9 protein-coding genes are annotated in these 10,867 nt (G+C 63.0%); 3 read left to right on the top strand and 6 right to left on the bottom strand.

Features of this window, described 5'->3' with window-relative positions; translation table 11 throughout:
• Window positions 1-24 precede the first annotated feature (24 nt).
• On the top strand, window positions 25-1,221 hold the full coding sequence (locus B2246_RS23830; protein WP_035884326.1) for an ABC transporter substrate-binding protein: 1,197 nt from the start codon (window positions 25-27) through the stop codon (window positions 1,219-1,221).
• Window positions 1,222-1,289: 68 nt separating this feature from the next.
• Here the strand turns inward: B2246_RS23830 and B2246_RS23825 are convergent, their stop codons facing one another.
• The 5 genes from B2246_RS23825 to B2246_RS23805 all read right to left on the bottom strand — a co-directional run bounded on the left by B2246_RS23825 (window position 1,290) and on the right by B2246_RS23805 (window position 7,038).
• Window positions 1,290-2,339 carry an ABC transporter ATP-binding protein gene (locus B2246_RS23825; protein WP_085959097.1) on the bottom strand — a complete coding sequence of 350 codons (1,050 nt, stop codon included), beginning with the start codon at window positions 2,337-2,339 and terminating at the stop codon, window positions 1,290-1,292.
• Between the two features lie 11 nt (window positions 2,340-2,350).
• Window positions 2,351-3,349 (bottom strand): ABC transporter ATP-binding protein, encoded by a 999-nt coding sequence (locus B2246_RS23820; protein WP_008651127.1) that lies wholly within the window; start codon window positions 3,347-3,349, stop codon window positions 2,351-2,353.
• 16 nt (window positions 3,350-3,365) lie between these two features.
• Entirely contained in the window at window positions 3,366-4,295 is a 930-nt protein-coding gene (locus B2246_RS23815; RefSeq protein ID WP_008651128.1) for an ABC transporter permease, read from the bottom strand.
• A gap of 3 nt (window positions 4,296-4,298) precedes the next feature.
• A complete protein-coding gene (locus B2246_RS23810) occupies window positions 4,299-5,276 on the bottom strand; it encodes an ABC transporter permease (protein WP_035884327.1) in 978 nt (325 codons plus the stop codon).
• 154 nt (window positions 5,277-5,430) lie between these two features.
• Window positions 5,431-7,038 (bottom strand): ABC transporter substrate-binding protein, encoded by a 1,608-nt coding sequence (locus tag B2246_RS23805; RefSeq protein WP_008651132.1) that lies wholly within the window; start codon window positions 7,036-7,038, stop codon window positions 5,431-5,433.
• A 403-nt stretch (window positions 7,039-7,441) separates the two neighbouring features.
• Between B2246_RS23805 and B2246_RS23800 the strand changes: the two genes are divergently transcribed.
• Together B2246_RS23800 and B2246_RS23795 are read left to right on the top strand one after the other, a co-directional pair.
• On the top strand, window positions 7,442-8,635 hold the full coding sequence (locus tag B2246_RS23800) for a M20 aminoacylase family protein (RefSeq protein ID WP_008651136.1): 1,194 nt from the start codon (window positions 7,442-7,444) through the stop codon (window positions 8,633-8,635).
• Window positions 8,636-8,675: 40 nt separating this feature from the next.
• Entirely contained in the window at window positions 8,676-9,701 is a 1,026-nt protein-coding gene (locus B2246_RS23795; RefSeq protein WP_035884329.1) for a DUF2891 domain-containing protein, read from the top strand.
• 6 nt (window positions 9,702-9,707) lie between these two features.
• Here the strand turns inward: B2246_RS23795 and B2246_RS23790 are convergent, their stop codons facing one another.
• Window positions 9,708-10,628, bottom strand: a complete 921-nt coding sequence (locus B2246_RS23790; protein ID WP_286881709.1) for a DUF3047 domain-containing protein — start codon at window positions 10,626-10,628, stop codon at window positions 9,708-9,710.
• Window positions 10,629-10,867 lie beyond the last annotated feature (239 nt).

The raw sequence follows: 10,867 nt of genomic DNA, 5'->3' as shown, positions 1-10,867 counted from the left end.
ACGGATTTTTTGACGGGGATTCACATGGTTTTGCAATCTAGGGTCAATCGCCGGACATTTGCCGGCCTGCTGATGGCATGCGCCATCGGTAGCTGCGGCGTGACTGGCGCCGCCTTTGCCGCCAACACCACGGCTGGCGAAACGGGCGTCACCACCGACACCATCCTGCTGGGCCAGTCGGCCGCGCTGTCCGGCCCCACGGCCGTGCTCGGCAAGCAGATGAACGCCGGCGCCCGCCTCTACTTCGACTACATCAACAAGCAGGGCGGCGTGTTCGGCCGCAAGATCGAGCTCAAGGCGCTCGACGACATGTACGAGCCGGAAGAGGCCGTCAGGAATACGAAGAAGCTGATCGAGGAAGACCGGGTCTTCGCCCTGTTCGGCTACGTGGGCACACCGACCAGCCAGGCCGTGATGCCGCTGGTCAACCAGGCACGCATCCCGTTCTTCGCGCCGTTCACGGGGGCACAGTCGCTGCGCGACCCGCAGAGCCGCTACGTATTCCATGTGCGCGCCGGCTATGAGGAAGAAACCGCCGCGATCGTGCGCCAGATCCGTACCACCGGCCTCAAGCGCATCGTCGTGGTCTTCAACGACGACGCTTACGGCCGTGCCGGCCTCTCCGGCGTCGAGCACGCCATCAAGGCCCTGCCCGCCGACAGCGGCGTGCAACTAGTGGCCCAGGAAAGCGTGATCCGGAACACGGTGGAAATCGGCGATGCCATGCAGACGGCGATGAAGGCCAAGCCGGACGCGGTCGTGCTGATCAGCGCCTACCGCACGGTCGGCGCCTTCGTGAAGGAAGCGCTGCGACGCGGTTACAGCGGGCAGTTCTACAACGTGTCGTTCGTTGGCACCCAGGCGCTGGCCAAGGAAGTGGGGCCGCAGGGCAGCGGCGTGATCATCTCGCAGGTGATGCCACACCCCGGCAACGCCACGCTGCCGGTGGTGCGCGAGTACCTGCGGCTGCTGCAGGCGGCTGGCAAGCAGAATGACTTCGACTACGCCAGCATCGAGGGCTTCATCGCTGCCAAGTCGTTCGTCGAGGGCCTGCGGCGCGCGGGCAAGGACCTGACGCGCGAGCGCCTGGTGACGGCGCTGGAAACCATGCGCAACGTCGACCTCGGTGGCTATATCGTTCAGTTCTCGCCCGAGAGCCATGTGGGCTCGAAGTTCGTCGAGATGACGATCATCAACTCGCGGGGCGTGGTGATTCGCTGACGGCCTTTTTTTGCTCCCTTTTCTCCCCTCTCCCGCACTGCGTGAGAGGGGAGAAAACACTCACCCCGTCAGGTCTGATCGTTCAGATGACACGCTGAAAACCTCAGCGGCGCGATCTCTTTGAGGACCGGCTGCTCGGTCTTGCAACGTGGCATCGCGTGCGGGCAGCGCGGATGAAAGTGGCAGCCGGTGGGCGGATTCAGCGGCGACGGAATCTCGCCCCGGATCGCCACGTAAGTCTTCTTGCCAACCTCAAGCTTCGGCGCCTCGGCCAGCAACGCCTGCGTATAGGGATGATTCGGCGCGGCGAACACTTCCTCGGTCGGCGCGGACTCCACCACACGTCCCAGATACATGATCACCACGCGGTCGCTGATGTGCTTGACCACGCCCAGATCATGGCTGATGAACAGGTACGTAAGGTTCAGTTCTTCGCGCAGGCGCATGAACAGGTTCAGGACCTGGGCCTGGATCGATACATCTAGCGCCGCCACCGATTCATCGCAAACCAGGAACTCCGGCTTGACCGCCAACGCGCGCGCAATGCCGATCCGCGCGCGCTGACCGCCCGAGAATTGGTGCGGGAAGCGGCGCAGCACGGTCGGATCCATCCCCACGCGCACGAGCATGTCTTCCACATACGCCTTCTGCGCGCCCTTCTCCACCATGCCGTGGACGACAGGCGCCTCGCCGACGATGTCGAGCACGCGCATCCGTGGATTCAGCGACGCGTACGGGTCCTGGAAAATCATCTGGATCGCAAGCTGCTTCTCGCGCTTCCGGTCTGGCGGCAGCCGGTCAAGATCCGTCCCGCGCCAGAATCGCTCCCCTTCGGTCAGCGTGTGCAGGCCCACGGCCATGCGGCCCAGCGTGGACTTGCCGCAGCCCGATTCCCCCACGAGACCAACAACCTCGCCAGTGCGGATCGAGAGATCGACACGATCCACCGCATGAACGATCTCCACGCGCTGCTTCGCGCCGAAGACATTGGCGACTTTCGCCGCGATGTCGAGCGACTTGACGAAGCGCTTGGAGACGCCTCGCAGTTCCAGCAGCGGTGCCGGCGGCATGGCCGTCTCCGCCGCCACGCCGGAGGCCAGGGCGCCCGGGGTATCCATCACGTTCGAGCTCATGCGGCCTCCTGCTGGGCGTGTACCGGATGGAAGCAGCGCAACTGCCTCCCATCTGGCGACAGTTCAAGCGGCGGCTCGGTGGCGCAGATCTCCGTGGCATAGGGGCAGCGCTCGCGAAACGCGCAGCCGCTCGGCAGATTCAGCAGCGATGGCGTCATGCCCGGAATCTGTCGCAGCGGCGCACCACGCGGATTGCGCGACGGCGCCGAGTCGATCAGCCCGTGGGTATAAGGGTGCCGGGGAGCTTCGAGCACCTGCCGCACGTCGCCCGATTCGACGATCTTGCCCGCGTACATCACGCAGACCTTGTCGGCCAGCCCCGCCACAACGGAAAGGTCATGAGTGATCCAGATCAGCGCGGTGCCGGATTCGCGGCACAGCGTCTGCATTTCATACAGGATCTGCCCCTGGATCGTGACGTCGAGCGCGGTCGTCGGCTCATCGGCGATGATCAGGTCGGGCTTGTTGAGCAGGGCAATCGCAATCGCCACGCGCTGGCGCATGCCGCCGGAAAACTGATGCGGATAGGCCTGCAGCCGCTCGTCCGGCGAAGGGATGCCGACGCGTGCCAGCGCATTGCGCGCGCGCTCACGCGCGGCGGCCTTGCTGACATCGTCGTGCGCGCGCACGGCTTCGATCATCTGGGTGTCGATGCGCAGGACCGGGTTCAGCGTCATCATCGGGTCCTGAAAGATCATCGCGATCCGGTTGCCGCGCACGTCGCGTTGCTGCGCGGGCGTCAGCGCGCGCAGGTCGCGAGTCACGCCGTCCCGGCTGGTCAGCGCAATGCGGCCTTCGACCACTTTGCCCGGCGGATCGATCAGCCCCATGATCGAATAGCCGGTCATCGACTTGCCCGAGCCCGATTCACCGACCAGGCCCATGATCTCGCCACGGCCAACCGTGAACGACACGTCGTCCACGGCGCGCGCTACGCCGGCTCGGGTAAAGAACTGCGTTTTCAGGTGTTCGACGACCAGGGTCGGTTGCGTCATGTCGGCTCCTGGTCCGTTATTGCGTTTGCAGGCGCGGATTGAGCACATCGCGCAACTGGTCGGCCACGAGGTTCATCGCCACGATTGTGATCACGAGGGCGATGCCCGGGAAGAAGCTGATCCAGTACTTGCCGGACAGCATGTACTGCTGGCCATTGGCGATCAGCATCCCAAGCGACGGCTCGGTAACCGGCACACCAAGCCCCAGGAACGACAGCGTGGCCTCCAGCGTGATGGCCGACGCTACTTGCAGCGCGGCGATAACGATCAGCGGCGGCAGGCAGTTCGGCAGCAGATGGCGGAACATGATGCGCCCCGGCGGCAGGCCCAGGCAGGTGGCCGCCTCGATATATTCCTTGCGCCGCTCGACCAGCGCTGCGCTACGCGTGGTGCGCGCGTAGTAGGCCCACTGCACAGCCACCAGCGCGATGACGATGTTGCCGATGCCGGGACGCAGGAACGCCAGCAGGATCAGCGCCAGCAGGATCGGCGGAAACGAAAGCTGCAGGTCGGCCACGCGCATGATGAAGGCCTCGGTGCGGCCGCCGATGAAGCCCGCCAGCAAGCCGAGCGTGGCACCCAGCAGCAGCGCAATCACGGTGCTGACCACCCCGACGCCCACGCTGATGCGCAGGCCGTACATCACCGCGGAGAGCATGTCGCGGCCCTGTTCGTCGGAGCCCAGCAGGAACGTCATGCCGCTGCCCGCCTGCTCGCCGGGAGCCAGGCGGGCGTCGAGCACGTCCAGGGTCGCGAGGTCGTAGGGATTCTGTGGCGCGAGCCACGGCGCGAATATCGCGATCAGGATGATCAGCCCAAGGATGACCAGCCCCATCATCGCAAGCTTGCTCTCCATGAACTGGCTGGCGAAGCGGCGGAACGGCGTCTGCTCTTTGGCGGTACCGGCCGCCTTGGCCGCGTTTTGCGGTACGGTCGAAGTACTCATGGCTCAGCCCTTGTTGTCGGCAATCCGCACGCGCGGATCGAGCATGCTGTAGAGGATGTCGACCAGCAGGTTGATCAGGATGAACAACGTCACGATCACCATCAGGTAGGCAACGATCACCGGGCGGTCCAGCAACTGAATCGAGTCGATGATGAGCTTGCCCATGCCGGGCCAGGCAAAGATGGACTCCGTGACGATCGCAAAGGCGATGATCGACCCGAACTGCAGCGCGATCACGGTCACGATCGGAATCATGATGTTCTTCAGCACGTGCACCCCGACGATGCGGGTGTTCGACAGGCCCTTGGCGCGTGCGAACTTCACGTAGTCCTGCAGCATCGCCTCCTGCGTGCCGGCGCGTGTCAGACGGATCACCATCGCGATATTCAGCAGCGACAGCGTGACGGCCGGCAGGATCAGGTGGCGGATACCGTCCACGGTCAGAAAGCTCAGCGGCACACCCAGCACGCGCACCGTTTCTCCCCGGCCGTTGGATGGCAGCCATCCAAGCTGTACCGCGAAGACCATGATCAGCATCAGGCCCACCCAGAACGTGGGCAGGGAAAAGCCGAGGATCGACACGGTCATGATCGACTTGCCGGCGATGCCATTCGGCCGGAGCCCGGCCCACAACCCCAGCGGAATGCCGAGCGCGATCGCCAGCAGGATCGCGCACACGGCCAGCTCCAGCGTGGCGGGCATCCGCTCGAAGATCAGCTTGAGCGCGGGCGTGCCGTGCGCGAACGAGGTGCCGAGGTTACCGTGCAGCGCGTTCTGCAGGAAGATCCAGTATTGCTCCCAAAGCGGCTTGTCGAGACCGAGCGCGGCGATCGTACGTTTGATGTCTTCCTGGTCCGCCTGCGGACTGATCAGGATATCGACCGGATTCCCGATCGCGAAGACGCCAAGAAACACGAGCAGCGACATGACGAGGAGCACAACCACGCTCTGCATCAGCCGCCGGATGATGAAGACCAGCATGTTCTTACCACTATCCTTTCGCTGGCCGCCGCATGCGGCCCGTCAGCGTGTTCGCGGCCCACGGGGGCAGGCGTGGGCGGATTGCCCCGGCTGCATGGGCGCAGTCGGGGCCGCGATCATACCGGAGCCATCAAAGGCCCGCGTGCGGGCAGAATCATTGCGCGCCGGCCGGCTTGAAGTTATGCGCGTATGTCCGTTCGTCGGTACGGGGGATGTACACGATGCCCTTCTGCGTGGCCCACGTGGTCACCTGATGATGGATCGGAATGATGCCATCATCGAGGATGGCGATGGCAGTGGCTTCCTGCAGCAGCTTCGAGCGCTCATTGTCATCCACGGTGGCCAGCGCCTTCTCCAGCACCACATCCATCTTCGGATTGCAGTACTCGCCCCAGTTGGTGGTACCGAAGCCCTTCTTGGAGTCCTCGCAGGCTAGCAGTGCGCGCAGCGGCGAGCTGACCTCACCGGTCTGGGCACCCCAGCCCAGCAGGCCGAACGACCATTCGTGCTTGATCCCCTTCGCCGAGTAGGTGGCCATCGGCATCCCTTCCACCTTGGTGTTGATGCCAATGCGCGTCAGGTTCTGCGCGATGGTCTGCGCGATCTTCTCGTCGTTGACGTACCGGTTGTTCGGCGTATGTAACGTCAACCCGAAGCCATTGGGGTAGCCCGCCTCGGCCAGCATCTTCTTCGCCGCCTCGGGATCGTACTTGACCGTCTTCAGCGCCGGGTTGTAGCCGAACATCGTCGGCGGCACGAGGTTGTTGGTCGGCTCCGACAGCCCTTCCATCAGACGATCCTTGATGCCCTGGCGATTGATGGCCGTGCTGATGGCAAGACGCACGCGCGGGTCCTTGAGCGGATTCTTGTCCATCGCCTGGCCGTCCTTCGTAGTCACGAACGGTGACTTGTCCCGTTTGGCGTCGAAGTACAGATAGATCACCCGATGCGAGATCTTAGAGAAGAACGAAAGCTTGGGATCGTTGCGGACTTTGGGCAGGTCCGGCGTCGGCACGTTCTCGATCGCCTGCACATCGCCCGACAGCAGCGCCGCCAGACGCGTGGCCGGGTTCGGGATGAAGCGCAGCGTCACCTTGTCCCAGGCCGGCTTTGGCCCCCAGTAGTCGGGGTTCTTGACCAGCTCGACGCGATCGTCGCGCGCGTAGCTGACGAACTTGAACGGCCCGGTGCCGATCATGCCCTTGCCCTGCGCAAAGTCGTCGGAAGACAGGCCCTGCGTGGCCTTCTTCTGCACCATGAACACCGCCGTCAGGTCGTTGAGCATCAACGGGTACGGCTGGTTGGTGGTCAGCTGGATCGTGTACTTGTCGATGATCTTCTTGTTGATGATCGCCTTGGTGTACACATCGAACTTGCCCGGGCTGTTGAGGATCGTGGCAGGCCGGTCCAGTGACCAGGCGATGTCCTCGGTGGTCAGCTCCGTGCCGTCATGCCACTTGACGCCCTTGCGGATCTTGAATTCCCAGGTCAGGTTGTTGACGAGCTTCCACGACTCGGCAAGTCCGGGAATAACGCGGCTGTCCGGATCAAGCTTGATCAGGGTCTCGAACACGTGCTCGGACACGTTGATGTTCGAGAACAGGTTGTAGAAATGCGGATCCATCGAGGTCGGTGGCGAACTCATGGCGATCTTCAGATCCACGGCGTGAACTGGCGCGGCCAAACCGAGGCCGAGGGCGCTGGTCAGCAGGACGGTGTTGATCGTCTTGCCGATGGCCTTCCTGATGTGACGAAGGGACATCGCGCGATTCTCCCAGGGGGAAGTCTTGAAATGACGGTTAGGATCAGCCACGTCGATTGCCCGTGCGAAAGGCCGCATTTTGGTGCGACGATTCTGCAAGGCAAGATGCCACGCGGCCGGCCAGGCACTTCAAGCATGAACTGTTCCAGCACTGCAATGGGTACGCCATGCGGGGAAACCCACCCGGTTGGACGCGCTGTCGCAATGCTGCGCCGCGCCACAATCGGACCGTAACTGTTGCATCGGCAATGGCTTGTGGCCGGCACCATGTGAGATCAGACAGGGATCAAGCGGGAATCAGGCGACCCACGACAAGCCGCAGCGCCGCCGCGTTTTGGCGCTTTGTGTACAGGCATCGTATGATCGGGGGTATCCAATCGCCCCATCCGCCTGGACTGGCATCATGAAGCTCATCCCCGAAATTCTGCAGGCGCAAGCCGAAATCCGAACCCTCCGACGCGACATCCACGCCCATCCCGAACTCTGCTTCCAGGAGCAGCGCACGTCCGATCTGGTGGCAAAGAGCCTCGAGTCCTGGGGGATCGAAGTCCATCGCGGACTGGGCACGACGGGCCTGGTCGGCGTGATTCGCAACGGCAATAGCGGCCGCACCATCGGCCTGCGCGCGGACATGGATGCGCTGCCGCTGCAGGAGGCCAACACGTTCGGCCATCGCTCCCAACACGAAGGCAAGATGCACGCGTGCGGCCACGACGGCCATACCGCGATGCTGCTGGGCGCGGCCCGCCACCTGGCTGAACATCGCAACTTCGACGGCACGGTTCACGTGATTTTCCAGCCCGCCGAGGAAGGCGGCGGCGGCGCGCGCGAGATGATCAAGGACGGGCTGTTCGACCGTTTCCCATGTGATGCGGTATTCGGCATGCACAACTGGCCCGGCATGCCAGTGGGCACGTTCGGCACCACAGCGGGCCCGCTGATGGCATCGAGCAACGAATTCAAGATCACGGTGCGTGGTAAGGGCGCGCACGCGGCCATGCCGAACAACGGCTGCGACCCGGTGTTCACGGGTGCGCAGATCGTGTCCGCGCTGCAGGGCATCATCACGCGCAACAAGCGCCCGATCGACGCAGCGGTGATCTCTGTCACGCAGTTCCACGCGGGCGACGCCACCAATATCGTGCCGGACTCGGCATGGATCGGCGGCACCGTGAGAACGTTCACGATCCCGGTGCTTGACCTGATCGAGCGCCGCATGGAGGAAGTCGCTCGGGCCGTGGCACAGGCGTTCGATTGCACGATCGAGTTCGAATTCAGCCGCAACTATCCCCCGACCATCAACAGTGCGGCCGAAGCCGAGTTCGCCGTGGGGGTGGCCACCGAGCTGGTGGGCGCATCGAATGTCGATGGCAACGTCGAGCCGACCATGGGTGCCGAGGATTTCTCGTTCATGCTGCAGGCAAAGCCCGGCTGCTACCTGTTTATCGGCAATGGTGAAGGATCGCACCGCGAAGCTGGCCACGGCATGGGCCCGTGCATGCTGCACAACCCGAGCTATGACTTCAACGATGAACTGCTGCCAATCGGCTCGTCGTTCTTCGTGAAGCTGGTGGAGAAGTGGCTGGCGCCGGCCTGATTCCCGGCTTTTCCTTCCGTATTGACACAACGGACGCACGATGACGCATACGCACCTGGATGACGCCACGGCGGAGCGGTTTGCCCACGTGGCGCTTGAAAACATCGCGCGTCAATATCCCTATAAGGTCGACCATCTGATGGTGGGCGCCGACGATCTGTCGGCCCCAGCCGTCATGCACCCAGTGTTTTACGGGAGCTACGATTGGCATTCATCGGTGCACATGCACTGGCTGCTCGTGCGCGTGCTGTCGCTGCGGCCTGCGCTGCCAGTGGCCGATCGGATTCGTGCTGCCCTGGACAGGCAATTGCGCCCCGAGGCAATTGCGGCTGAGCTGGCGTACTTCGAGCGGCCGGCGTCGCGAACGTTTGAACGGCCGTACGGTTGGGGATGGTTCCTGAGACTACAGGCCGAACTGCGCGCGCTTGGTGCGCACGATGCCCAGGCAGCGAGTTGGGCCACCGCCTGCGCGCCACTGGCCGATCATCTCGCGCAGCGGCTCATCGACTACATCGACATCGCCGACTTTCCCGTTCGTACCGGCACGCATCTCAATAGCGCATTTGCACTCATCATGGCGCTGTTCTATGCCAAGTTCGATCAACATCTTGCTTTACGCAAGGCGGTCGTGCGACAGGCGCATCGCTGGTTTGGGCATGACCAGCGTTATCCGGCACGCTATGAACCTGGTGGCGACGAGTTTCTATCGGGCGGGTTGGTCGAGGCCATGCTGATGCGCCACGTCCTGGACGACTGCTCGTTCGGAGACTGGTGGGAGATGTTCTCGCCTGGAGAGGCCGAACTGGCGATGTGGCTCACACCAGTGACCGTCGCGGATCGGACCGATCCGAAGATGTCCCACCTCGATGGCCTGAATCTGTCCCGTGCCTGGTGCTGGCGGGTGCTGGGCCCCAGCCTGCCGCCGGTGCTCCAACCCCTTGCGCTTCGCGCATGGTCGGATCATCTCGAGGCATCGCTACCCCAAGCCGTCGAAGGGCATTACGTAGCCACCCATTGGCTGGCTACGTTCGCCCTTCTGGCCCTTACGGATTCGGCTGTCGGCTGACTTTGGTTATTCGATGGTGATATCGCCGTACCAAGACTCCGCGCGGGTCTTGGTATTGTCGGTGTCCGTCATAAGACCGACGGCAATCACCTTCCCCGGATCGGTGCCGAATGCCTTGCGGTAGTCCGCGCGCAGATCCCGTTCATGACAGCGCCACTCGCCGGTATGGCGCGTACCTGAGTCGACGATGATCATGCGCACGCGATCGGTATGGGGATTATTCACGACCGCTCCTGGCGGCAGCCGTCCGCCCCAGATGTACATCAGCGTGGCGTATGGCATTTCCCGACCGGTGGTGATGCGAGCCATTTCGTACATCAACTGATCACGTAGCGGCAGCGTGGAGCGATCGCCATCGAAGGCGACGAAGATGCGCAGCGGCGAATCCTCTCGATGGCTGACGCCATTGTCGGCAGTGCGGATGACATCGCGCGTCTTCCACATCCAGCGCAAGGCGCCGGCCTCTCGCTCGACCAGTGGCACGTAGAGCCCCGATGCGGAACTGTCAGCCTCCGCATGAAGCACGAGACGGTGATCGACTTCCGTCAGCGCATAGCGTGTTGGTGTCTTGTTGCGATTGATCTTCCAGGGACGCCACCCGACGGGCATCGGGCTGGCCACATTTGAGGCCGAGAACGGTGGAAGTTGGGAGAGCGCCAGCGGCGTCGTAGGCTCGGAATCGCCGTCGGCCCCGCCTTCGGCATCTGCAGCGCTCTCGCCGGCAAGATTGGCCAGTTCGAGCGAATCCGGAACTACGCCTGAATTTGCATCCATCGGGCGGCTTTTTGCGGCGAACGCCTTGCAATCGCCGTCAGAGACGGCTGCCAGTTTCGATGGATCGATTGTCTGTCTTGATGTTGATGCGCAGCCTGTCAGCATCAATGCACCCACGATCATCGTGAGCGCTGGCCCAAACTTCTTGGCCATGTAACCCCCTGTACCCGTATTGCTTGCCAGCGCTTCAAGAGCCCAATTTGTGAAACATGGGCACTGTCGATCGCGGCTTTACTGTTGCGGACTACCTTGCGTCAGCAGATTGCCAACGCATGGGGAGAAACATATCAGATGCGTTTTGCCGGAGGAATCCTCCGGTACCCTGAATACAACGGGTAAAGACATGCACGCAACAAAACCGCGCCGCCAAAGCAAAACCCCCAGCTTATAGG

It is taken from the genome of Cupriavidus sp. UBA2010 (genome assembly GCF_002335265.1).
GTDB lineage: Bacteria > Pseudomonadota > Gammaproteobacteria > Burkholderiales > Burkholderiaceae > Cupriavidus > Cupriavidus metallidurans.
Note: the sequence above shows the minus strand (reverse complement) of the source record. Positions and strands in the feature narration are given on the sequence as shown.

What these genes read in the sequence shown, in the direction of transcription:
- B2246_RS23830 (WP_035884326.1), top strand. Translation starts at nt 25, where the DNA reads ATGGTTTTGCAATCTAGGGTCAATCGCCGGACATTTGCCGGCCTGCTG.
- B2246_RS23825 (WP_085959097.1), bottom strand. Translation starts at nt 2,339, where the DNA reads ATGGATACCCCGGGCGCCCTGGCCTCCGGCGTGGCGGCGGAGACGGCC.
- B2246_RS23820 (WP_008651127.1), bottom strand. Translation starts at nt 3,349, where the DNA reads ATGACGCAACCGACCCTGGTCGTCGAACACCTGAAAACGCAGTTCTTT.
- B2246_RS23815 (WP_008651128.1), bottom strand. Translation starts at nt 4,295, where the DNA reads ATGAGTACTTCGACCGTACCGCAAAACGCGGCCAAGGCGGCCGGTACC.
- B2246_RS23810 (WP_035884327.1), bottom strand. Translation starts at nt 5,276, where the DNA reads ATGCTGGTCTTCATCATCCGGCGGCTGATGCAGAGCGTGGTTGTGCTC.
- B2246_RS23805 (WP_008651132.1), bottom strand. Translation starts at nt 7,038, where the DNA reads ATGTCCCTTCGTCACATCAGGAAGGCCATCGGCAAGACGATCAACACC.
- B2246_RS23800 (WP_008651136.1), top strand. Translation starts at nt 7,442, where the DNA reads ATGAAGCTCATCCCCGAAATTCTGCAGGCGCAAGCCGAAATCCGAACC.
- B2246_RS23795 (WP_035884329.1), top strand. Translation starts at nt 8,676, where the DNA reads ATGACGCATACGCACCTGGATGACGCCACGGCGGAGCGGTTTGCCCAC.
- B2246_RS23790 (WP_286881709.1), bottom strand. Translation starts at nt 10,628, where the DNA reads ATGGCCAAGAAGTTTGGGCCAGCGCTCACGATGATCGTGGGTGCATTG.